This is a genomic window from Arenibacter sp. F20364, from assembly GCF_023015905.1.
Lineage (GTDB): Bacteria > Bacteroidota > Bacteroidia > Flavobacteriales > Flavobacteriaceae > Arenibacter.
The window spans coordinates 37,495-61,668 of sequence record NZ_JALKBD010000004.1 but is presented as its reverse complement, the minus strand read 5'-3'; the positions used below and the strand labels follow the sequence as shown (position 1 = coordinate 61,668).

The following is a 24,174-nucleotide window of genomic DNA, read 5'->3' as shown; positions in this document are numbered from 1 at the left end:
TTCGATATTCCTTGTAGGCTATTTTGAAAGCATGTATACTTAGATAACAGTATACCGATGAATCTTCATATGGTGGCATTGTTGGTTTTTTTAATATAAACCGGATGCACAGGTATGTTTGTATTTTGGTTTGTTGGATATAAAAAAGTGCTTAGGTTAAAATACTATATGTATTAATCAAGAATAGTGGTACAACTTAGTCTTCATGCATCTATTTTTATGGATTCAAAAATTGACACATATGAAAAAATTATTCTTAGGGTTTTGTTTACTAGTGGGTTTTGCAACCAAGGCACAAACGGTCGCCGATCTGCCATTTCTTCAAGATAGTGCTGATAAATTCTCCTTGAAAGAGGGGGAGGGGAATGTGAATTTGCTTCAAGTAGCCAGTGATAGAAATAAGGCCATTAAAGTCCTTAGCAGTGAAGGCTTATTGCTCCCACATGAAAAAAATCTTCGACAAGATGTTCAATATCGACCTTTGCTCGATATGAATATTGTTGCATTGACGGAGTACCGAGGTCAGTTTGTTTATCTAACGGAGAAGGCGGTTTTAAGCAATGCATGGGCGGGCAAGTTATATATCAACCACGGTATAGTAGCTCCCAAGGCGATGGGTATGGGCCCAGATTTTTTGACCTTGGTTGCAGGAGAGGGCAATTTCGCTATTTTTAAGAACAACCAAGAGGTTTGGAGGTCTTCCATCGAAAACCTAAATCCGATATCTGTTCAATTCGACCCTAATTCCGGTCAGTTTTTGCTTTTAACGGCAGAAGGATTGTACCAAGTGGACAGTGTTTTAAAGACAGCGAAAAAGGTGTTTTCCGCCAATAATTTAACGGCCTTCACTTTTTTTGAAGATACCATTGTTTTGGGAACTACCAACGGTATAAATCTATTGGATCGTAAAACATTCACCTTTAATAAATTGAACGAAAAACTACCTTGGACAGAAATAACCAGTGTAAAGAACATTCGCGGCAGCCTTTGGTTGGGCTCAACCAAAGGCGCCTTTAAACTACGTGAAGATGGTAAATACGATTATTACGCTTCAAAGCGATGGTTGGTAGACGATCATGTGGCCTATATTGCAGAAGGTCCTGACGGAAGTGTACTGGTCTTGACCCAAAAGGGGATGAGCAAAATTGATTTTGAACCTATGACATTGGCGCAAAAAGCTGAGTATTTTCAAGAAATTCAACGCTTACGTCATATTCGCTACGGTTTTACATCCGATCTGGCCATGAGAACTCCGGGCGACCTTTCCACAGGCTATTTTCATGATACCGATAATGATGGATTATGGACATCCATGTATTTGGCAGGGGAGTTGTTTCGCTATGCCGTTACCAAGTCGGAAGATGCCAAACAAAATGCCTACGAAGCCTTTGAGGCCATGGAGAGGATGACGGCACTTCCTGATCTAAAAGGGTTTCCGGCAAGGTCTTTTGAAAGGGATGGCTATGAAGTGGGACTACATGCCAATGGATTTTCCGAAGAGTGGAGAGAGAAATGGGAAAAGGAAAATGGAAGGATATGGCAGTTATCAGATGATGAACTATGGCGATGGAAGTCCACAACCAGCAGCGATGAATCCTGTGGACATTTTTTCGTGTATGCACTTTTTGCTGAATTGGCTCCTGATAAGGCTTGGAGGGATAGGGCTATTCATCAAATAAAAATAGAGATGGACCATATTATGGATAATGATTGGTACTTAGTGGATTGGAACGGAAAGCCAACGGCTTGGGGAAAATGGAATCCGGAATATGTAAATAGCTTCCCGATCAACGTAGGGGATCGTAGGCTTAACTCCACGCTTATTCTGTCTTTCCTACAAGCAGCCTATCATTTTACAAAAGACAAAAAATATAAGAAGGGGGCTGAAAAGTTGATAAAAAAATATGGATACGATGAGAATGCCAACCGATCGGCTTCGGTCATCGGTTTTGTAGAAGGACAGGATTTAAGTAATACCTGGAACCACTCTGATGATGAAATGTATTTTTTGACCATTCCCTCTTTTGTTAATTATTCTTTTTCGGAAGCACAAAAAGAGGCGCATTTTGATGCGGTGAAAAGCCATTGGGAAGTGGAACGCTCTGAAAAAAATCCGTTATGGAATTATCTTTTTGCACTTTCCGGAGGGGAAAATATTGATACTGAGGAATCCGCATGGTGGTTACGGGAGTTTCCTATGGACCTCATCGATTGGAAAATTGATAATGAACATCGTAAAGACCTGACGAAAATAGCACCTAATTTTAGAAGACAGACCTATACCGAGGTATTGCCCGGTGACGAGCGGACACTCCATTTGCATAATGGGGCCTACAGAAACAATGGCGGTAGTGATGGAAAACGGGAATATGCCCCCTATATCTATTTGTTGCCCTATTGGGCGGGTAGGTATGTCGATGCCATAAGTGCTCCCCAAGCCGAGTAGTGAAATATTAAGGCATAATAAAGGGAAGTCTAGCTGACTTCCCTTTTTTTTGTTTGATCTTATGGCTTAAGTCTGGGGAGCGTGTGGTATCATTTTAACCAAATTAATTAATGGATGCCCTAAATTCCTTAGGGGAGTGCCCAACCTTTTGCTTAAACAAACGGCTAAAGTGCTGAGGATATTTAAACCCCAATTCATAGGCAATCTCACTTACAGATTTGCTTGGATCGAAAACTTTTTCCTTTGCCACATCAATGAGTTTGCCTTGTATATATTCTTGAGCCGATTTTCCTGTTTCTTTTTTTACCAGGTCCCCAAAGTAGTTTGGGGATAAATGTAATAGGTCCGCGAAATAGACTACTGAAGGCAATCCGTGGATTTTGGGTTTTTCCGAAGAAAAATAATCCTTTAGCAGCGCGTCAAATTTTTGCAAAGCTCCCTGATTTACCATTTCCCGGGTCAAGAATTGTCGGTCATAAAACCTTAGGCAATAATCCAGGAACAGTTCAATATTCCCTACAATCAACTTCTTGCTGTGTTTGTCCATATTCTGTTCCAGTTCAAACTGGATTTTGTCCAGCAAACTCAATATCACTTTTCGTTCTTTGGAAGAAAGATGTAAGGCTTCATGGCTGGAATAGGTAAAAAAAGTGTACTCATGTACCTTTTTGGCCATATCGCTACCCAACAGCAAGTCTGGGTGAAAAATCAAGGCATAGCCCTTGGGAATGAAATTAGGGTCGTAACCGCCCAATTCAATCGTTTGGTTTGGCGCCATGAAAACAAGTGTGCCTTCATCGTAGTCATAGGATTTACCACCATATTTAAGCTTACACCCAACGGCATCTTTTAAAAATATGGCATAACAACCAAAGTGAAAGGCATCATATGAGGTACTGGTATATCCATTTTCATTCACTTTGTCAAAATCTACAATACCCACCAACGGATGTAATACCTCGCAATTACGCAACTTCAAATAATCCGCTACCGTTTTAATTTCTAAAATATGCCTCACGACCAATGCTATTTATTATAAAGATAAGCTATGGATAACCAAGAAGTCAATACCTTAAGTAAAAATCTGTAATAATGGTATGAACATCCGTAACTTAGGTACACTGTTCTTACTTTCTTGACCTAATTTTGATTCGACAGAAATCCATTCTTAAAGAAAAGGATTGAATTAGACAATTTAAGAACTCTTAAAAATAAATAATATGAAAAAAATAAGGGCGATCAATTTAATATTGGCATTGGTAATGATTATCTCTTTAAATGCCCAGGAATCTGTTTTCCCAAAAGGGAAACTCGCACCTAACGTGCACCACAAAGGCGATGTTTGGCTTAGTCATGTTACGGAAGCTGATGAAACTTTTGATTATCATGTGGCACAGGCAGTCTCTGCACCGGGAGCATTTCTTAATTGGCACATACACCCAAATGGACAACAATTATTGATTACCAACGGTATTGGCTATTATCAGGAAAAAGGAAAAGAGGTGCAGGTAATTCAGGCAGGTGATGTAGTGAAATGTCTCCCCAACGTGGAGCATTGGCATGGTGCAGCTCCCAATAGTCCGGTTACCTATTTGGCTATAAGCGGAAAGACCCCTACGGTATGGACGAACGAGTTGACACAAGGGGAATATGATGCCATACAGGCGCCAAATTCTGTAAATGAAGAGCTTTTAAAACTATCAAAGGATAAATGGCAGTGGATGGCCGATAAGGACACGGAAAAATTGGGTCAGCTCTTTCATAAGGATGCCCAGTATGTTCATATGGGCGGATCATGGGGAACGGAACGCGAATTGGACATTATTAAGAGCGGCGGCATATGGTACAAGAAAGCCACGGTGCACGAGGCTTCGGTAGAAGTGATGGATGATACCGCCGTTTTGCTCAACACCATTACACTGCTGGCCGAAGTAGGCGGAAACGAGGTTAGCAATCCCTTTATAGTAACTGAAATGTACAAGAAGATAGGTGGAGAATGGAAACTGCTCAACCTTTCTTTTGTAAAGCAAATGGTTAGGGAATAAGGCTTTTTACGCAATAAAAAAATTCACCATGAAAATTAGTCTTGTGCTGGTATTGATATTGATTCTTGGATACCCATTGAAAGCCCCAAAATACGGTGGAAACCAAGATTCGCTTATCCAATCAGGAAAAGAGTATCATAGAAATTGCCAGCCATACGGCACGGGGTAATTTAATAAACTTGGAAGATCCGCTAAACGACGGACTTACCAATTCTAACCCAAGGTGAAGGTTATTATCGGGAACAAGGCAAAACCAAACGTGTTCTTAGGCAAGGAGAAACAGTAAAATGTCTTCCAAACACCCCTCATTGGCACGGAGCAATCCTTGATTCAGAATTTTCGCATATCGCAATTTCAAGCAGCGACAAAGGAGCTACCCAATGGCTGCAAGCTGTTTCGGAGGAGGAATATAATAGCTGAATGGAGTAGTGTTAGCTTCTTTATAACTTCACCAGTGCAACATCTTTTTTAATTTTGGTCCAATAATGGCCATATCTTATGGATAAAGTCCCACGCTTAAATCCTGCAGAGGTCAGTGATTTTTTAAGACAACTGTGTTCTGGGCCTGGATACTACTTTCTCCTTGATTATCGGAGCCATGATCCGTATAACGTGCGGTCATAACAAGAATACCATTTTTTGAGGATGATGTAGTTTGTTCCTTCGTTTTAATAGCACCTTTAATTCCTGCCAAATAATTTTTATCGGGATCTGTATTATTTTCCAAAATCCAGCGCACCATTTCCTGAATCTGCCCAACCTTCAGATCAGGATGGGGAGGCATTTTTTCGTCGCCCCAAACAGCAGTGCTCCCACTTATTATTTTTTTGCTAAGGGACTCCACAGCCTTTGGATCCTTGTTGTATTTGGCAGCTATCTTTTCGAATGATGGACCAATTAATGTCCCTTTGGCCATATGGCAATTGAAGCATGTAGCTCTGCCCATTTGCACCAAGGGTTTGTAATCGGTATTGGCCTCATTGTCCAAATAGGGATTTATCTCTGCAGAATCCTTTAAATATTTTACTGTTAAAAGCACCTCGTTTGGTGTAATTTCATCGTATTCAGAATTTCCATCCTCCTCGTCCGAAACCAGTATTTCGTACGGTAAAAGGGAATTCCACCTAAAAGTACTCTCGGCGGTAGGTGCTATTATCTTAATTGTGGGAGCGCCATTTTCTTGGATAGGGAGCGATGAAAAACCCAAGAGGAAATATAGGCAGGCAAGTATGATAAGGCCAAAGAATGCAATTCTTTTCATCCTGCAGGATTATAGCTTGTCTATGGTTTCCGCAACCCGGTTGGCGGATCGGGTGGCTGCTTCGGTACCCCAATTGAGATTATCAGCATAGGCACCAGCAAAATGAATACGGCCCTCCGGCGCTATAATATTAGGCCAAAATTTATGTAGTTCTCCAATGGGAAAGGCAGTTCTTTCACAGTTGGGGGAATATTTTTGTTTGGTCCAATCACGTCCCACCGCCAACTCTATCGTATCCGCTTTTCCTGGATAAACTTCACGAAAAGCTGCCAATGCCCGTTGAGGGGAAACACCACCAGGTCCTGTTCCCAGTACAATAACCCTATGAGTATCTACTTCTTCTGCGGATTGCCATACTTCCCAGAGATCGGGATGATCCAGGCTCATGTTAATATCTTTATATCCATCATCTTCCCAGAACTTGGAACTCGCCTGAAATACAAAGCGTTGATAGGAATCATAGGTGATTTTCTCGTTGATATACTGCTTCTTCTCAGTTAAAGCTGGCTGTATGGGTATCTTTTTAAGGGTAGGCAGGGGAATGCAGTTAACAAAATAATCAGCGGTTATTTCTTTTATCTCCTTTTGCCGTTCATAAGTGACCCTTATTCCTGTTTCCCCGTTGGTTATGGAAGTAATGGGGCAATTAAGCCACACTCTGGAGCCCAATCTTTTGGCAAAGGCATTCGGCAACATTTGGTTCCCGCCTTTTAATCTAAAAACTTCGGTTGGGTAAGTAGCTACGCCCCTCATTTTTAAAATGGCGGCATACCACAATTCATAAAGCGCGGAAGAATTGTTTCCCCCCAAGAATGCCATGGCAGCAGGAGAAGCACCTTCTTTTTTATAAATATCGGACATGGGCACCTTGTCCAAGGCATCATACCCAACATTGAAAGGTTGGTATTCATCTTTGAAAGCATCGAGGTACGGCTTGGTATAGAGCGACTTTAGGTCGGACCACGGGTTGGAAGATAGATAGTCAATTTCCCTTTTGTTAAAACCAAAATCTTTCAATACACCGGGGTCTTGGAGCATTTGTTCCGTATAGAACTTTCCATTGATCCTTCTTTTTAAATTTTTTCTCCTAGGGTAGGGCAGGGCTGTAATGTTGAATTCCTTCAGGTATTCCCAATATCTTTCATAACCAGGCTTTACAATATGCTCCTGCCCGAAGTCGCCATAGAGTCCGTCCGACAATTCATCTCGCGTGGTATACACATGCCCGCCATGTCTACCGGATGCTTCCAAAACAATGACCTCATGTCCTTTTTTCATCAATTCATAGGCACAGCAAAGCCCACCAATTCCCGCACCGCCGACAATTATTTTTTTTGGAGCTGCCGATGGTTTTGGCCATTCAGTATCCAAGGCCGTGTCAACCTCCTTGGCAGTAAGTGAATTAATAGGTAAAACGGTGGCCCCAACACCTGCAGTGACCACATTTTTCATGAAAGTTCTTCTTTTTAATGGGCTCATAAACTGGGTATTGTATTTTACAAAGGCTGTTTTTACACTACTGAATATACGAACTTTTTTTGAGTGACCTAGATTTTCATATACCGAACGTAATGGTGTCTCACATGGTTTTTTCAATATAATATAACTTCCTGGGAATATATTTAAAGGCCGGAATTAGGTAGGAGCGCAAAAGAGAAGTCGACTTATAAGGTCGACTTTCTTATTAATGCAGTCTTATGTTGCTAAAATGATCTTACAAATAAGCTTTTAAAATTTCGTTGCGCGATTTTCGTTGGAGCATTCGTATGGCCTTTTCCCTAATTTGTCTTACACGTTCACGGGTGACATCAAAGATCTCCCCAATTTCGCTGAGGCTCTTTGGGGTTCGCTCCCCAATTCCATAGTAAAGACGTATAATGGCACTTTCCCTATCCGGAAGTGTATTTAATACCTTCTCAATGTCTGTATTAAGGGATTCCTGCATCATTTTGGCATCAGGACTGATGGCTTCTTTGGACTTTATTACATGGTATAAATTGGAAGTTTCGCCGTCTTCAAAAGGTGCATCCATGGATAAATGCCTACCTGAATTCTTGATAGCCAGTTTAACCTGTGCCGGACTCATATCCAATTCCCTTGCAATTTCTACCGCAGTTGGGGGCCGTTGGTAGGTCTGTTCCAAATAGGAGTATACCTTGTTTATCTTGCTTATTTCACCAATTTTGTTCAGCGGCAATCGAATCATACGCGATTGTTCGGACATCGCCTGCAAGATAGACTGCCTGATCCACCAAACCGCATAGGAGATAAATTTAAATCCTCGGGTTTCATCAAAGCGTTGGGCCGCCTTGACCAAGCCAATATTTCCTTCGTTAATTAGATCGGAAAGGCGCAAGCCCTTACCTTGATATTGTTTTGCAGCAGAAACCACAAAACGTAAATTGGCATTTACTAATTTATTAAGGGCAATCTGATCTCCTTCACGAATTCTTCTGGCCAGTTCCGCCTCCTCATCTGGGGTAATCAATTCAATTTTTGATATTTCTTGAAAATACTTTTCTAAGGATCTGGTGTCTCTGTTTGTAATTTGTTTCGTGATCTTAAGTTGCCTCATATATTTGTTTTAATTATTAGTTATAACTTATAATTTAACAATTTTTTGCATAATTCCTAATAAAATAGCAATTATTTTGAAGTTATTTAAATAAATCACTTCAAATCACCTTTTCTTAATAATTTTTAGGTCTTAAGAGATATATCAATCCATATGCCCTTTGTAAATTTTTTGGACAACCCAAAATAGTTTTCATAAATAGGTCAGTTAGGTCGTACTAAGAGACCTCCTGGCAGGTAAAAAAGTTACGTAGGCAGGAGAAACCTTTGAGAAATTCCAAAAAAAGCTATTGGAAATATTTTCCCAATAGCTTTTTTCAAAATATACTGTTGTCCGGATTTAGTTGGAACTAGTAGTGTACAATATATAGGGTGTTTTGATCTATATCTGTTGAACCAGGTAATATTTTCTGATTTATGGCATCGGTTCCGGAAACGGCAAAATCATCATCATTGACAATCCCAATACGATTTTCATCAATAAGCCAGATTCCTTCCATTTTTTCATGTGGGTAATCACCTAAAGTGCCAACTACATCAACACTAAGCGTTTTGCTAACGGGCACAATATTGGCGGCTGCCAATTCTTCCCAAGTATTTTGCTCAAGTGTTTTCCCGTTCACCAGCATGCCGTCCAAGGAATTTATATCATCACAGGAAACATCGGTTGCACCGCTAATGTCTATTTTGTAAATATGTTTTTGGGCCGTTGGATCGTCGCCCGTAAATAGGCCGTCCCTTTCAATTACCAAAAATTCCGTACTGCTTAGCGCCGTAATTTCCGAGTTGGAATTCTTGGCTTTCTCCTGCTTGTACAAATATTGTTTTGTTTCGGCCGTAGCCAAATCAAAAGTAACAATTCGCGTAATGGTAAAATCGGCAACATCGTCTTTGGAAGGGTTGTATAGAGTAGATTGCATAATACCTACAAGGGTTTTCTCATCTGGAGTTATGGCTAGACCTTCCATACCTCTGTTTGCCCATCGTCTTTCAAATACGGCAGGAATCTTTCTGTCACCGGTATTGATAAACACGGGGCTGATCCTTTCCAATTGAACACCGTTGGTATCATAATGTACAATATGTGGCCCGTACTCGTCAGAAACCCAAAAGGTTCCGTCCTTTAAGGCTACCAATCCTTCGCTATCCAAACCGTATTCGTCATTTTCCAATACGGACATATTTAGGTCATAAGGTATTTCTCCCGTGGCGCCAAAGCCTTCGGGATTAGGTCTTCCACTAATTTTAGAACCAGAGGGAGTTTTTAAAAGTACCTCCCCCAGCTTTTCAATCGTTTTATCTTGCAGTAATTTATAATGACCGATTCTTGGTGTATAATCCGGTGTTGGAAAAATTTTACCGCCTGTGGTGCCTAAATTGGCGCCACGATCTGTTAAAACATAAAATTCACCTTTGTTGGTAGGGTGGGCACAAGCAGCGGAACCAAAGCCTCCGTTACGAACTTCAACATCACCTACGGTTTTTAATACGGTATACGGTAATTTAACACCGGTATTGCCCAGATCGGGAACTTCATATTCCTCCTCTTCCACAGGGTAACCGCCGTTACCATGAAACTTTTCACATGCTGTTAGACCGCATAACAGCAGTAGTCCAAAAAAAACTTGATTTTTCATTTTCATATTTATGTTGGTTTTAGAGTCTAAAAGTAAAAGGAAGTTGTTCCGATATAGTTAATAGTATGTTACCTTATCATTATTATAAGGTGTATATAATCAAGGAGTTAAGGGGGGAGGGTGTTAACTAAGAAACAAGTAAGGAACTAACTTATGGGGCATTGACCATTGCAGTATGTGCCGACAAATACTTTAAAAAAAGTAGTTAGGAAAAGAATAGACCGAGGTGGTAGGATCTGGAGAACAAATTCTTAATAATCTAAAGGATCCATCTTAACCCTAATTGAAACGGCTTTTGCTCATCTTGGGAACCCCAGCCTTGCTCGGCCCGGGATCGGTTGACAGGATAGGAGGGTAGGTGATGTGATTCCCGCCATAGTAGGCATGCGTGTGGAATGTAAAAAACTAATTCTCGGTTAAAAAAGTTACATATTTCATTCAAACAATTGGCAATTATGAAACTAAACCGTTAAAAATATCGTAATTTCTTCTCAAATTCGACATTATGCCATTGTTTTTGGATTTACATAGCCTTCCTGAAGGCATTACGGCGGCCCATGTTGCTGAAATGCACCAAGCCGATTTGGATCTTGAACATGAATACAATTGTCGTGGACTTACCTATTGGTGCGATGAAAAAAGGAAGACGGCCTTTTGTCTCATAGAGGCACCCAGTAAGGAAGCCTTGATAGACCTACATGAAAATGCGCACGGAGCTATTCCTACTCGTATTATTGAGGTAAACGACACTATAGTTGAATCATTTTTGGGACGTATCGAAGATCCTGAAAAATCTAAAAATGTAACCCTTAATATTATAAACGATCCGGCCTTTAGAACCTTAATGGTCCTTAAAATAAAGAATAAGACCTTAAGGTCAACCGAAACAAATTCTTTGCAAGAAGAAATTAGGGGCTTTACAACGGCAATAAAATCTTTAACTTCCCAATATAGAGGACGGATTGTCAGGCATGAAGCCAACACCTTTTTGTCGTCTTTTGAGGCTGTAACAGATGCGGTACATTGCGGGATAGATATTATGAACGCCTACAATAATGCCAATACACCGTATTTGGAATTCAAAATTGGTATCAGTGCAGGAACTCCTGTTACTGAAAAAGACAGTATTTTTGAGGACACTATAAAAACTTCCGATAACTTAAGTGATATCGCCAAAGGGAATTTTTCTATTTCACGAGTGGTAAAAGATCTATACGAAGGAGAAAATCAAAACAAGCCTTTGGCCAACAATTCTATTAGTGTTTTAAACAGCTCGGAGGAAGATTTTATAAGGCAGTTAATGGGGTATACCCAAAAAATTTGGTCGCATGCAACAATTAACGTTGGTGATTTTGAAGAAAATTTGGGGTTTAGTAAATCTAGATTATATAGAACCATGATGGATTTGGTTGGTAAATCGCCCAATATGTTTTTAAGGGATTACCGCTTAAATAAAGCCTTGGACCTACTGCAGGAGCATAAGGGCAATATTTCTGAAATTGGATATCAAACAGGTTTTAATACTCCGGCCTACTTTTCAAAATGTTTCCATAAAAGGTATGGCATTCTACCTTCAAACTTTATTTCAAACAAATAGAGTGTTGTTATTCGGATAGTTACTAGTGTGTTTCTTTTGATCCAAAAGTATATTTTTTTGGTCCAATCGTAGATTTACAAAAAGTTCCGTTCCGCTATTTTTGTTAAGAATCAATAAAATATATCATTATGATAACAAAAATAGGAATGGCACTTTTAATTATTTCAGGCTACTGCTGTACAAACATTTATGCACAGGGAGATCTTATAAATGATGAATTTCCCCAAGCCAAGCAAGAAGTGATGGAAACCTTTGGAGCCATTGCACAAAGTATTAAGGACGGGGATTTGGACAAGCTTATTTCCTTTCATGCCTATGGTCCAAAGTTTACGGAATTTAAAAATGGAGAACCACGTAATGGCAGTCAAGCCAACGAAATTCATGAACGCACTGTTTTTGGTTCTGTATCCGAAGTAATGAAATTTGATGCGAGAGATTTACAAATTGCGGTTTATGGAGATGTGGCCAATGTAACCTTTCATTCAGATTTTCATCTGAAATTCGGAGAAGATATGGTTATAGTTAATGATCAGATTACGCTTCTGTTTGTAAAAACCATAGATGGTTGGAAAATGGTGCATGAACATCATTCACCTTTGAAAAAAGAGGAAAGTTAAAAAGTTGGTGTAAAGCGTATATCAATAATCATTTGCTTCCTGCCTACCGCAACCCTATAGTTTTTTGTAGTAGGCAGGAAGCTTTAATATGGGGTCAAAAATGGTTGATTATATTGAAGCCCCTCAAATCTTCGCCCCCAATCTACTGGCTTGATCTATGGCGCGTTTTGCATCCAATTCGGCGGCAATATCTGCACCGCCACTTCGAGCTTCCAAGGTTTTGGTGGAGTTTTTGGTTTTGTACCGTTTTTTATTAGGCAGGGTATTAAAACAAAAATTGGGGGTTACCTTGAAATAACAAATAAACAATATCACTACATCAAGTCTATGCGGTTAAGTGAATAGGTGAGATAGCGTATTTTGTAATTTTCTTGGCTCTATCATCTTTTTGTCAGCCTAAAACTGATTTAGATCATTGTGTATTTAAGTTGAGCTTTTTAATTTATATGACTCCTTCCCAAATTCCATATTAATTTAAAACTATTTACTATGAAAACTATTAAACACATTCTACTTGTGACGGCTGTGATTACCATGACAGTATCCTGTACACACTATGATGATTTTTTTGGACGTCACAAGACCAAATTCGTTACCGTGCCATTTGAGGCCGAATTTATTGGCGATTACATGTATGTTGGACCTGATAATAAAGAAGCTACTGGCTTGGAGCCTAAATGTGACATTACACGAGTTATTGTTGATTTCGAAGGAAGTGGTACTCCTTTGGGAAATTTTATAGGAAACTTCGATTTCTGCGTAGATACAGAAGGAGGATACGGGAAAACCGATGCGTATATGGTAACAATGAAGGGGGACACTCTTTTTGTGTCAATTGCCGGAAATGTAATACAAGGTAGATTGGATGATCAGCCTGAATATGTAACCTCATATTGGCAAGATCCCTTTGAAATTCTTGGTGGAACAGGTAGATACGAAGGAGTTACAGGTAGCGGAATGTCTAATGATTACAACAGCAGTATGGATCCAAATTCCCATCACAACTGGAGTGGTACCATTACAATGAAGAAATAGTGTGCTAAATTTAAAATGTTGATTCGTTCATAGCACTTTCGACTTTGCCCATTTCACTGGGCAGGGAAATTACAATTGCCTAATTTTTGAGTATGAGTTTCGGTGAGCCGAAGCCTTGGGGCCAAACAAAAAAAAACAAAACCCTTAAGATTAAAAGTTGCTTCTATTTAAAGTGTTAAATTATTGCCGCCAACCTACAGGCTTGATCTATAGCACGTTTCGCATCCAATTCGGCCGCCACATCCGCCCCTCCAACTACATGCACTTTTAACCCTTGTGCCTCCAAGGGTTCCAACAGGTCTTTAAGTGGCAATTGACCTGCACAAATAATAATATTATCTACTGCCAACACTTTTGGATCGCCATTTTGTATATAATGCAGGCCTTCATCGTCAATTTTGGTATACTGCACCTGATTGATAAACTGTACCTTTTTGTTTTTCAAACAAGTACGATGTATCCAACCGGTAGTTTTGCCCAGGCCACCGCCAAATTTCCCCTTACTGCGCTTGAACATAAAAATTTCCCTTGGTGACTCAGGAATTTTGGCTTCTACACCTTCAATACCACTTCTAGCCTTCAAGGTTTTGTCAATTCCCCATTCCTTTAGCCAAGCGTCAATATTTAAGGAGGTGCTTTCACCTTCGTGCGACAAATATTCGGACACATCAAAACCAATTCCCCCTGCACCTATAACGGCAACATGTTTGCCCACTGGCTTTTTTAACTTTAAAACATCCATATAGCTCAGCACTTTGGGATGATCTATCCCTTCAATTTTTGGAGTTCTTGGTTTTATTCCTGTAGCCAGTATTACCTCGTCATAATTGCCATTCTTTAAATCATCCGTAGTTACCCGAGTGTTTAATTTTACGGTTACCTGGTGTAATTCCAATTGCTTGTTGAAATAGCGAATGGTTTCATAAAACTCCTCTTTCCCTGGAATTTGTTTTGCCATGTTGAACTGTCCACCAGTTTCCTTATCGGCATCAAAAAGGGTCACCTCATGTCCCCGTTGCGCTGCAATGGTGGACGCGGCCAACCCTGCGGGACCAGCACCTACTACGGCAATTTTTTTCCTTTTTTTTGTAGGAAGATAATTCAGTTCGGTTTCGTGACATGCCCTGGGATTTACCAAACAACTGGCTACTTTCCTTGCAAAAACGTGGTCCAAGCAGGCTTGGTTACAGCCAATACAGGTGTTTATTTGGTCCACTTTATTGGCTTCGGCCTTGTTTACCCATTCCGGATCCGCCAAAAAAGGACGCGCCATAGAAATCATATCGGCGTGACCTTCTGCCAATATCTTTTCAGCGGTTTCCGGCATATTTATTCTGTTGGAAGTAATTAGGGGAATGGATAGTTCTTCCTTCATTTTTTTGGTAACCCAGCTAAAGGCAGCTCTAGGTACGGATGTGGCAATGGTGGGTATTCGCGCTTCGTGCCAACCAATGCCCGTATTTATAATAGTGGCACCGGCTTTTTCAATTTCCTTGCCCAGGGCCACCACTTCTTGCCAACTGCTTCCTTTTTCCACCAGATCCAACATGGACAAGCGATAGATGATGATAAACTCGTTGCCAACTGCTTCACGGGTCTGCCTTACCAAGGCTATTGCCAAACGCATCCGGTTTTCATAGGATCCGCCATATTCGTCGGTGCGTTTATTTGTTCTCTCCGCAATAAATTGGTTGATCAGATACCCCTCCGATCCCATAATTTCTACTCCATCATAACCTGCCGATTGGGCTAGTTTGGCCGAGTTAACAAAATCACGGAGCGTACGTTCTATGCCCGAGGGTCCAAGTTTAAAAGGTTTAAAGGGAGTAATGGGCGATTTTATGGCCGAAGGTGCCACTGCCAATGGATGATATCCGTAACGGCCCGAGTGTAAAATCTGCATACAAATCTTACCACCTTCCCTGTGCACTGCCTCTGTAATTATTTTATGGTGCATTGCGTGTTTTTTGGTGCTCATACGTGCCGAAAAAGGGGCTGTCCATCCCTGTACGTTGGGAGCAATACCACCGGAAACGATTAACCCGACTCCACCTTTGGCCCGTTCTGCATAATAGGCAGCTATTCTTTCTAGGCCATTTTTTTCCTCTTCCAATCCCGTATGCATGGAACCCATTAGAATGCGGTTTTTAAGGGTCGTGAATCCTAAATCCAAGGGTTCGAAAATATGTTTGTATCTGGTCATTTTTCTTTGATTTTTATTATGCATGCATAATAATTGACAAGTTACGTTTTTTTACCCACAAAGGAGATTTGAAAGCCCAGAAGCTTGCCATGGGGCAATTGACCAAAGAATTTCTGCCTTCATCGGGAGAAAGCATCCATTCATCCCTAATCTCGAAAAAAGACTTCTTTGTCATTAAACCAATTTTGAAAATGTTTGTCAAAATACTGAAAGTATAAATTAAAATTTAACCTTTTAAAATTTATGACTTATGAAGACAAATAACAAAACATATCTTTTATTATCCTTATTACTTATAGGATTTATGTATGTGGGTACGGCCCAATCCCGTAAACGTACTACTACCACAACTAAAACGACCAGAACTGTTACCAGAAGCACCCCTAATAGGGTATCAAGTAAAAGAGTGGTTTACAAAACCCCTAAGAAGAAGGTGGTTTCCGTAAGAACAGTACCCAACAGAAGAGTGGTGAAGTACCAAGGACAAAATTACTACTATTCCAACCACAAATATTATACTTATTCCAGAGGTCGCTATATTGTAATTGCACCGAGAATAGGGTTTAGAATAAAAACTTTGCCTCCTAATTATCGCAGAGTTCGTTTTAACAACCTGGTTTATTTCTATGTGGCGGGCACCTTTTATACCGAGATGGGGAACGAATATGAAGTGGTAGAACCCGAAATAGGGACTATTGTCTATGAGCTCCCGGACGATTACGAAAAAGTTACCATAGATGGACAGACCTATTACGAGTACGCAAATATTTTGTACGAAAAAGTACAGGTAGAAGGTACTAGGGCCTATGAAGTTGTTGGTATTATCGATATGGAATAAGTAGAAGAAATAACAGTATTTTCTTAATTGAAAAGCGTTTATCAATCAAATGGTAAGCGCTTTTTTTAGTTATGGTCTTGTCGCTACCTCCACTATTTCATTTTGCCCAATTCGTCTTTTATTCAATAACTGGTCTATCGATTTTAAAGGTATTCATGAAATCTAGATTTGGCGCAGCTTATCCCAAGCATTTGAGCAATATAAAAATGAACAAAACATGAACTGTGGGAAAGTAAATTGACTGGGATAGTTCACCTGATGAATATCATATGTAGTGTTAACGATCCAAACTACTTTTATTCCTTTCTATTTCATAAGACAGGAAAATGGATCAACTATGAAGCAATTAAAATGGATTATCCCAGCGATATTAACAATAGCGATAGTCGGCTACCTTATAATGAAGCCAGAATTGGATGCAAAAAACCTGGACTTTACTTACATCCCCTTGGAAAAAGGCCATATTGAAGCGGTAGTATCCAGTACAGGAACTTTGGAAGCCATCAATACCGTGGAAATAGGAACCCAAATATCGGGGACCATTAAAAAAATATATGTAGACTATAACGATAAGGTCACAGCGGGGCAGCTTTTGGCAGAAATGGACTTAAACCTCCTGCAGACCAACCTTATAAGTGCCCAAGCAAATTTGGCCGTTGCCCAGGCGCAATTAAATCAAGTCCGTGATACCTACAATAGAAACCAGGCCCTATATAAAAAATCGGTCATATCGGAACAGGAATATAAGGATTCCCAGTATAGCTATGAACAGGCATTGAGCGCCAAAGAGGCATCATTGGCTGCAGTTAAGAATATCAAGGTCAGTATAGAATATGCACATATAAAATCGCCCATTAAGGGAACAGTAACGGAACGGAGTGTTGAAGAGGGCCAAACCGTGGCGGCCTCTTTTGCTACCCCAAAAATGTTCGTTATTGCCGAAGACTTATCAAAAATGCAAATCTTGGCAGACGTGGATGAAAGTGATATAGGATATATAAGCAACGGTCTCCAAGTACGTTTTACGGTACAGACCTATCCTGAAAAAGTGTTTAATGGGAAAGTAAGTCAGATCAGGTTACAGCCCATTCAGGTGAATAATGTTGTGAACTACCAGGTGGTTGTGGACGTGGATAATCACGAAGGGCGTTTGCTTCCGGGAATGACCGCAAGCCTCGAGTTTATAACCCAATCTGCCAAAGATGTTTTGTTGATCAATAATTCGGCCTTGCGTTTTAGGCCCAATGAACAAATGCTCAATGAAATAAAACCCATCTTGGAACAAAAAGCGAAAATGATGCTCCCGGATTCCATTCAACCGGGCTTTATAAGCGCCCTTGACAGTGAGGAACAATTTACCCCTGCCAATTTCAAGAAGAGTCTACCAAGCAATATCAATGGTTTTTTTTACAGGGATACATCAGGAAAATTGGATTTCAACTTTATTGAAACAGGCATAAAAACAGGTATGCAGTCCCAAATCCTTAGATTTTTGGATGGTTCTGAGCTGGATGGAACAACAAAAGCCATCAATGGTATTAAAACTAAAAAATAGGATGGTGCCCAAAAAAAAAGTTATAGAGACCAAAAAAATAAGTCGCGTATTCAAAACAGGTAATATTGAAGTACGTGCCTTGACAGACATTGATATTGTTATTGAAGAAGGCGAATTTGTGGTTATTATGGGGTCTTCCGGATCCGGAAAATCTACCTTGCTTCATATTTTAGGGTGTCTGGACAAGCCTACTTCCGGCGAATATTATTTGGATGGGGTGCATGTAAATAAACTGAACAAAAATCAACTGGCAGATATACGCAATCAAAAAATAGGCTTCATTTTTCAAAGCTACAATTTACTGTCGCGCACTACGGCCCTTCAAAATGTAGAGTTACCGTTGGTTTATGATAGATCGGGTCGATTTTCCAATTCAAGTGAAATCGCGAAAAAAGCATTGGAGCAAGTTGGTTTGGGCAATAGGATACACCATAAAACCAATGAGCTTTCCGGAGGACAACAACAACGGGTAGCTATTGCCAGGGCTTTGGTAAACAATCCGGCCCTTATTTTATCGGATGAAGCCACCGGTAATTTGGATAGCAAATCCAGTATTGATATCGCTGATCTGTTTGTTCGCTTAAATAACGAGGGAAAAACCATTTTAATGATTACCCACGAACCTGAAATAGCCCAGTTCGCCAAACGGATGATTTATTTAAGGGATGGACGTGTCCTAACGGACGAGCTAATTAAAAATAGAAGTACCAAAGAAAGTGCTTTAAAAGATTTGGAGCAAACAACTTAATTCAAGCTAATGAAGCAATTATTAAAAACGTTTAAGGTCGCTTTTCGGTCCATCTATAGGAACAAAACGCGAAGTTTGCTTACGGCACTCGGCATCATTATTGGTGTTGCTGCGGTGATTATGACCATTTCCGCTGGTCAGGGTGCCACACAGGAAGTACAAAGTCAGATATCGGGCTTGGGTACCAATTTATTAATGATCAGCACTAAAACGGAACACAGAGGGGGAATTGATGTTAGAATGGGCAGGCCCATAGATGAAAAAGACCTCCTTATGTTACAAAAGAACTCCGTTTGGATGCCAAGATTGTCGCCTTTGGTAGCCAATGGGGTAAGGGGCATTGGTCCGCAGGGCAATAAATCCACCACCATTTATGGGGTTTCTTCGGACTACTTCGACATCTTAAATAGGGAAATAGTTTCAGGGGACGGATTTACCGAGGAAGATGTGAAGGCGGCCCGTAAAGTCTGTGTCATTGGCGAAACCATAAAGAAAGAACTGTTTTCAAGTGCAGATCCCGTAGGACGACAAATTAGGATAGATAAGGTTCCGTTCACTATAGTTGGTATCCTAAAGGAGGAAGGCAAGGGCACCATGGGCCAGGATCAGGACGATATGCTTATTGCACCCTACACCACCATACAGAATAGGTTGTACGGTAGGCGTAGGGGCTACAATATGATTATGGCCGGTGCCTTGAGCGAGGACCATATACAGGATGCGGAAATAGAGGCTACGGAACTTTTACGGGAAACGCACCGTATTCTGGAAGGGGAGGAGGACGATTTTGAAATTATGACACAGGTGGAGCTCCAAGAAATAACAGGCAACGTAACCGGGATTTTGACCCTTATTTTAGGTGCTATAGCCAGTATTTCCCTTATTGTGGGCGGCATTGGTATCATGAATATTATGCTGGTTTCGGTAACCGAACGTACTCGGGAAATTGGCACCCGACTTGCCATTGGGGCCCGGGAAAGTGATATTTTGACCCAATTTTTGATAGAGGCCATCGCACTGAGTCTGGCTGGGGGTGTTTTAGGGATTGTGCTGGGAGTTCTGGGCAATCAAATAATTTATAAGACTACCAATTTTTATATACCCACGGCTATGGACTCCATACTCATAGGCTTTGGTTTTTCGGTATTGGTAGGTATTGTTTTTGGTTATTTTCCTGCCAGAAAAGCCGCCAGATTAAACCCCATTGATGCCCTACGGTACGAGTAGGGATTTTAATGATTGGGATATTGGCTTTGCCAATGTGTAGTAGGGGAGGGACACCCAACCGTTCTGTTAGTTTTGTCATCAAAATATTTTCATTGCCCATTTTTAGAATAGTATCCTTGACTAAATCAAAAAATGCAAATTATATGATTGGATAACTTAAATTTATTCTTTTTCATTATTTATTTGGCTAATAAATTTATTAATTGTTATATTTGTACTATATATACTAAAAAAGTACAATTTATATAAATGAATGTTCGAACTAGAATTTTAAAGGTTGCAAAACAAAAGTTTTTAAAATATGGATTTCATAAAGTATCCATGGATAGCTTAGTAAAGGAACTTAGAACAAGCAAAAGTAGCTTGTACAATCATTTTGCTTCAAAAGAAGCGTTGGTTCAAGCAGTTATGGATAGTTTGAACAATGAGATCAATACTCAATTGGAAGAAATCCTTAATGATGACAAACTTAGTTTTAAAGGAAAACTGGCATCAGTCTCCGATTTTACAAGAAACTTGTTAATCAGCGTAAGCGAAGAATTCCTTAGGGATCTTGAGATGAACACTCCCGATATATGGGATTCATTTCAACAAAACAGAATTGAAAGAATTAATAAATATTATAGAAGACTTTTTGAAATTGGTATAAATGAAAACGTCATTAGAAGTAATGTTAATTTGGATATTATCATTGCCATTTATTTCAATCTTATGGAATTACCTCTTAAAAATAAATATATTGATATACTGAATATGAATAATCAAAATATTTATGATGATGTCACAGATGTTTTTTTAAATGGCATAATTGTGAAGTGATTTTTTTTATTCTAAATAGTACTAAAAAAACTATTTTAGTACATAAAATACTTATTATGAAAATACTTAAAATACAAACAGGAAAAGTTAGAATTAAGGAAAACCAAATAACTAAATCCAAAGGATTTACTCCTCAAATGCTCAAAGTGTTATTTGGTAAAAAATGGGCTGATTGGTCACCTATATATGCGTGGGTCATTGACCATGAGGAAGGTATAATTGTGGTAGATACGGGGGAAACATATAAAACCGGTACTAAAGGGTATCTGCCTAAATGGCATCCCTATTATGCTTTAGCAGTTGAATTTGACGTGAAACAAGAGGATGAGATTGGACCTCAACTATTAAAAATGGGAATTGACCCTAAAAAAGATGTAAAAAAAGTCGTCTTGACACATCTGCATACCGATCATGCCGGTGGGTTACATCATTTCCCAAACTCAGAAATAATAATAGAAAAGAAGGAGTTTGGAAATGCCTCTGGATTAAAAGGCCTGTTAGCAGGTTATTTACCGCATAGGTGGCCAAAATGGCTCGATCCTACCTTAATAGAATTACCAAACGACCGTTATTTTACATTCAGTAAGAGTATGCCAGTAACTAAAGATGGTAAAGTAATGATAGTGGCTACACCGGGACATGTTGCAAACCATATATCGGTTATAGCGGAAGTAGATGGACTGTATTATTTTTTAGCTGGTGATACTTCGTATACTCAGGAAAACTTATTAAACGGAATACCTGATGGCATTGGAACAAAAGAAAGTGTCGATACACTTAAAGATATCGTGTTATTTTCAAAACTAAATCCTACAATTTATTTACCATCACACGATCCTTTAGTTCCAAACAGAATTGATAATAAGGAAACGATATCATAATCATAAACCAAATTCAATAGAGCATAAATCAAAGTATTCAGTCGGCTATTGGGAGTCATTGGCAATGACCAAATGATAATAATTTTATAAAAGAAATTGAAGAAGAAAAAAAGGTTTAGCTCAATCATTTTGGTTTTCACGATAATAGATTGGCTAGCCTAGTTCAAGGCACTTAGTCCGTAAGTGCCTCTGAGCGATTTATTGAAGCCTTTGAAGTAGAAGTGATAGTATTAAAGATTGATGACAATTTAAGGTAATCAATGATGTTAATAAATCAGATAAAATCACCTATTTGGTCAACGGCACTTTTGATATTAAAAAAATCAAGTAATGCTGTTTGGAGTAGAATTGTCAGATTGATAATAGTGAGTGAAATCAATTAGAATAATTATTAACGTGTTAAAACAAATATTATGGAACGAATTTCGTATCGAGATATTCCAAAAGGAATGTTCGAAAATTTAATGACAACTGAAGATTACATAAATAGCTCTTCATTAGAAACACATTTACTCGAATTGATAAGATTAAGAGTAGCGCAAAAAAATGGATGTGCCTATTGCGTAGATATGCATCACAAGGAGCTTAAGTTTCTTGGAGAAACTGATTTAAGACTATCATCCTTATGTGTCTGGAAGGAGACTCCTTATTTTACCGAAAAGGAAATGGCAGCACTTAACTTAACTGATGTACTTACAAAATTGAGTAGAGATCCTTTATCCGAAACAGTATTCGATGAATTAACCCCTCATTTTAATAAAGAAGAGATTTGCTATTTAACCTTGGCTATATCTCAAATCAATACTTGGAATCGATTAATGAAAACCTTTAAATTTACTCCAGGAAATTATCAGATAAAAGAATTGGCATAAATTAAAATTGTTTATTCAAGATTAACTAGGCCTCATAAAACTTTGGCTTAAACAATAGTAGAGGGAGCGGCCATAATTTAGGCGCGAGAAAATAAGTGCGATCTAAGAAGCACTTATTTTTCGGCCAGTTGATGAGGCTAGCATTGCAGCAGTAGGATAGTCGTATAGAGTAGGGGACCCAATAAACCAAAAAAAGTCCACCGGGCCAGAAGGCGAGGTGGACTTTTCTCTAGAAACTCTCTTTACCCAAACCAAGGCTTTCGCGAATAGTTTGGCTTTGCAGAATACAGGCTCCCGTGAAGTGATAGGAGGGGAGGGACACCGAACTTTTTAGTGGGGTGCATGAATTCTTTAATTTAAAATAACTAGCTATGAATAAATGCCCGCCATGACCTTCGGGCAGGTATCCGTTTCGGTACGGGCGGGCCTACCCGAAAGTGCACCTATTCGGTACGGGCGGGCTTGCCCGACATTGTCATTCAGGCGGGCTTATTATGCGATCCAAAGCCTGTCCTAAGCGGAGCCGAAGGGATAGGAGGGAGGGCAATGTGCGTGGAAGTATCTTGTAATTTCAAGAATTAATCCAATAGCTATTCGCAATAATTAGGTGTCATATTTCCATAATAGCTAAAAATAAAACTAAAGCATTTAACTGTTTTACCCCATATAAAAAAAATACGTAACTTATTTTCAAAATTGTTTGGAAATGAATAGAAGAAACTGGTTATCAAAGGCAACACTGGGCTCAACAGCAGTGATAATGCTTCCACATTTAGGAATAGCTATGCCTAAAACGAACCTTGGTGAGACCTATCTAAGATTAGCTTCCAATGAAAATCCATATGGGTGCTCGGAACAAGTGAAAAAGTCTTTTTTAACTTCAGCTACGGCTATTAATAGATATGCTTTTGCGTCAATTCCTGAATTAAAAATAGCCCTGGCAAAACGTTTCGAATTAACTGAGGAAAACATTTTATTGGGTGCTGGCTCCTCCGGTATCTTGGAAGCTGTCGCACATTTTATGCTACAAAGGGAAGGTGATGTAACCACTGCCACACCTACCTTTGATATATTGCCTTCCATGTTGGAAAAGTTTGGCAGAAAAACACACTATATACACTTAAAACAAGATCATACCCTTGATTTGGATGCTATGTTGGCCAAAACCCAAGAGCATCCGGGTTTGGTATATATTGTCAATCCCAATAATCCTATTGGTACGGTCGTAGCTTCTCAAGAGCTTAGGCAGTTTATTACTGAGGCCACTAAATATTCCTACGTCTTAATTGATGAGGCCTATCTTGAATTTTGCGATAACCCGGAATCGATGATAGATATGGTTATAAACCCAAGGGTCATGGTGATTAAAACATTCTCCAAAGTATATGGTTTGGCAGGCCTACGTATTGGGTATGGTTTTGCCCATGCAGCGTGGGTCAATGAATTGGAAAAATTTATGATCTTTGCCGGTCTCCCTATATCCTCTCCTTCCTTTTCTGTTGCTACGGTGGCCCTTGATGACGAGAATTTTGTAGATTTTGTGGTACAAAAAAACACAGAATCCAAAGCCATTGTAGTGGAGACTTTGAGCAAATTGGAAATCGACTACATTCCGTCGCAGACTAGTTTTATTCTTTTTGATATTTCAAAATATCCAACGGATTTTATGATGGATATGAAAAATAAGGGAATATTGATCGGGACCCGTAACTATTTGGGCAAGAAGTGGTGTAGAGTGAGTATGGGAACGGTGGAAGAAATTAAAGAATTTACAAAAGTTCTTACGGAACTTTGGAAGGCATAACATTATAGAGTTCAG

Annotated in this window: 21 protein-coding genes; 14 read left to right on the top strand and 7 right to left on the bottom strand. The window is 39.5% G+C overall.

Annotated elements, in window-relative coordinates; translation table 11 throughout:
* Positions 1–241: 241 nt before the first annotated feature.
* Positions 242–2,446, top strand: a complete 2,205-nt coding sequence (locus MWU84_RS04145) for a hypothetical protein (RefSeq protein WP_246898588.1) — start codon at positions 242–244, stop codon at positions 2,444–2,446.
* Positions 2,447–2,549: 103 nt separating this feature from the next.
* Here MWU84_RS04145 and MWU84_RS04140 read toward each other — a convergent pair whose 3' ends face one another.
* Positions 2,550–3,464 (bottom strand): response regulator transcription factor, encoded by a 915-nt coding sequence (locus MWU84_RS04140; protein ID WP_246898586.1) that lies wholly within the window; start codon positions 3,462–3,464, stop codon positions 2,550–2,552.
* A gap of 202 nt (positions 3,465–3,666) precedes the next feature.
* On the opposite strand from MWU84_RS04140, the gene MWU84_RS04135 reads away from it, so the two are divergent.
* Positions 3,667–4,491 carry a DUF4440 domain-containing protein gene (locus tag MWU84_RS04135; RefSeq protein WP_246898584.1) on the top strand — a complete coding sequence of 275 codons (825 nt, stop codon included), beginning with the start codon at positions 3,667–3,669 and terminating at the stop codon, positions 4,489–4,491.
* A 28-nt stretch (positions 4,492–4,519) separates the two neighbouring features.
* Positions 4,520–4,660 (top strand): hypothetical protein, encoded by a 141-nt coding sequence (locus tag MWU84_RS04130; RefSeq protein ID WP_246898581.1) that lies wholly within the window; start codon positions 4,520–4,522, stop codon positions 4,658–4,660.
* 363 nt (positions 4,661–5,023) lie between these two features.
* Here MWU84_RS04130 and MWU84_RS04125 read toward each other — a convergent pair whose 3' ends face one another.
* From MWU84_RS04125 to MWU84_RS04110, 4 genes are all read right to left on the bottom strand, one after another.
* Positions 5,024–5,752, bottom strand: a complete 729-nt coding sequence (locus tag MWU84_RS04125) for a c-type cytochrome (RefSeq protein WP_246898579.1) — start codon at positions 5,750–5,752, stop codon at positions 5,024–5,026.
* 9 nt (positions 5,753–5,761) lie between these two features.
* Positions 5,762–7,231 (bottom strand): NAD(P)/FAD-dependent oxidoreductase, encoded by a 1,470-nt coding sequence (locus MWU84_RS04120; RefSeq protein WP_246898578.1) that lies wholly within the window; start codon positions 7,229–7,231, stop codon positions 5,762–5,764.
* 235 nt (positions 7,232–7,466) lie between these two features.
* Positions 7,467–8,327, bottom strand: a complete 861-nt coding sequence (locus tag MWU84_RS04115) for an RNA polymerase sigma factor RpoD/SigA (RefSeq protein WP_246898576.1) — start codon at positions 8,325–8,327, stop codon at positions 7,467–7,469.
* Positions 8,328–8,676: 349 nt separating this feature from the next.
* The gene (locus MWU84_RS04110; protein ID WP_246898573.1) at positions 8,677–9,963 is read right to left on the bottom strand and encodes an esterase-like activity of phytase family protein; all 1,287 of its coding nucleotides are present in this window, start codon (positions 9,961–9,963) and stop codon (positions 8,677–8,679) included.
* 505 nt (positions 9,964–10,468) lie between these two features.
* Between MWU84_RS04110 and MWU84_RS04105 the strand changes: the two genes are divergently transcribed.
* Both MWU84_RS04105 and MWU84_RS04100 read left to right on the top strand, forming a co-directional pair.
* Positions 10,469–11,560: a nickel-binding protein gene (locus MWU84_RS04105; protein ID WP_246898570.1), complete on the top strand. Its 1,092-nt coding sequence runs from the start codon at positions 10,469–10,471 to the stop codon at positions 11,558–11,560.
* A 128-nt stretch (positions 11,561–11,688) separates the two neighbouring features.
* Positions 11,689–12,177 (top strand): nuclear transport factor 2 family protein, encoded by a 489-nt coding sequence (locus MWU84_RS04100; RefSeq protein ID WP_246898567.1) that lies wholly within the window; start codon positions 11,689–11,691, stop codon positions 12,175–12,177.
* A gap of 123 nt (positions 12,178–12,300) precedes the next feature.
* On the opposite strand, the gene MWU84_RS04095 is transcribed toward MWU84_RS04100, so the two are convergent.
* Positions 12,301–12,492 carry a hypothetical protein gene (locus MWU84_RS04095; protein ID WP_246898565.1) on the bottom strand — a complete coding sequence of 64 codons (192 nt, stop codon included), beginning with the start codon at positions 12,490–12,492 and terminating at the stop codon, positions 12,301–12,303.
* 174 nt (positions 12,493–12,666) lie between these two features.
* Between MWU84_RS04095 and MWU84_RS04090 the strand changes: the two genes are divergently transcribed.
* Positions 12,667–13,212: a hypothetical protein gene (locus MWU84_RS04090; protein WP_246898563.1), complete on the top strand. Its 546-nt coding sequence runs from the start codon at positions 12,667–12,669 to the stop codon at positions 13,210–13,212.
* A 175-nt stretch (positions 13,213–13,387) separates the two neighbouring features.
* Here the strand turns inward: MWU84_RS04090 and MWU84_RS04085 are convergent, their stop codons facing one another.
* On the bottom strand, positions 13,388–15,415 hold the full coding sequence (locus MWU84_RS04085; RefSeq protein WP_246898562.1) for an NADPH-dependent 2,4-dienoyl-CoA reductase: 2,028 nt from the start codon (positions 15,413–15,415) through the stop codon (positions 13,388–13,390).
* Between the two features lie 250 nt (positions 15,416–15,665).
* On the opposite strand from MWU84_RS04085, the gene MWU84_RS04080 reads away from it, so the two are divergent.
* From MWU84_RS04080 to MWU84_RS04045, 8 genes are all read left to right on the top strand, one after another.
* Positions 15,666–16,253, top strand: a complete 588-nt coding sequence (locus tag MWU84_RS04080; RefSeq protein ID WP_246898560.1) for a DUF6515 family protein — start codon at positions 15,666–15,668, stop codon at positions 16,251–16,253.
* Positions 16,254–16,590: 337 nt separating this feature from the next.
* Positions 16,591–17,808 carry an efflux RND transporter periplasmic adaptor subunit gene (locus MWU84_RS04075; RefSeq protein ID WP_246898557.1) on the top strand — a complete coding sequence of 406 codons (1,218 nt, stop codon included), beginning with the start codon at positions 16,591–16,593 and terminating at the stop codon, positions 17,806–17,808.
* Entirely contained in the window at positions 17,786–18,556 is a 771-nt protein-coding gene (locus tag MWU84_RS04070) for an ABC transporter ATP-binding protein (protein WP_246898555.1), read from the top strand. Before MWU84_RS04075 ends, MWU84_RS04070 begins: the two co-directional genes overlap by 23 nt.
* Positions 18,557–18,565: 9 nt before the next feature.
* On the top strand, positions 18,566–19,783 hold the full coding sequence (locus tag MWU84_RS04065) for an ABC transporter permease (RefSeq protein WP_246898553.1): 1,218 nt from the start codon (positions 18,566–18,568) through the stop codon (positions 19,781–19,783).
* 249 nt (positions 19,784–20,032) lie between these two features.
* Positions 20,033–20,602 (top strand): TetR/AcrR family transcriptional regulator, encoded by a 570-nt coding sequence (locus MWU84_RS04060; protein WP_281502504.1) that lies wholly within the window; start codon positions 20,033–20,035, stop codon positions 20,600–20,602.
* Positions 20,603–20,658: 56 nt separating this feature from the next.
* A complete protein-coding gene (locus MWU84_RS04055; RefSeq protein WP_246898549.1) occupies positions 20,659–21,483 on the top strand; it encodes an N-acyl homoserine lactonase family protein in 825 nt (274 codons plus the stop codon).
* 413 nt (positions 21,484–21,896) lie between these two features.
* A complete protein-coding gene (locus tag MWU84_RS04050) occupies positions 21,897–22,355 on the top strand; it encodes a carboxymuconolactone decarboxylase family protein (protein ID WP_246898547.1) in 459 nt (152 codons plus the stop codon).
* Positions 22,356–23,061: 706 nt separating this feature from the next.
* Positions 23,062–24,159, top strand: a complete 1,098-nt coding sequence (locus MWU84_RS04045; RefSeq protein ID WP_246898545.1) for a histidinol-phosphate transaminase — start codon at positions 23,062–23,064, stop codon at positions 24,157–24,159.
* Positions 24,160–24,174: the final 15 nt, after the last annotated feature.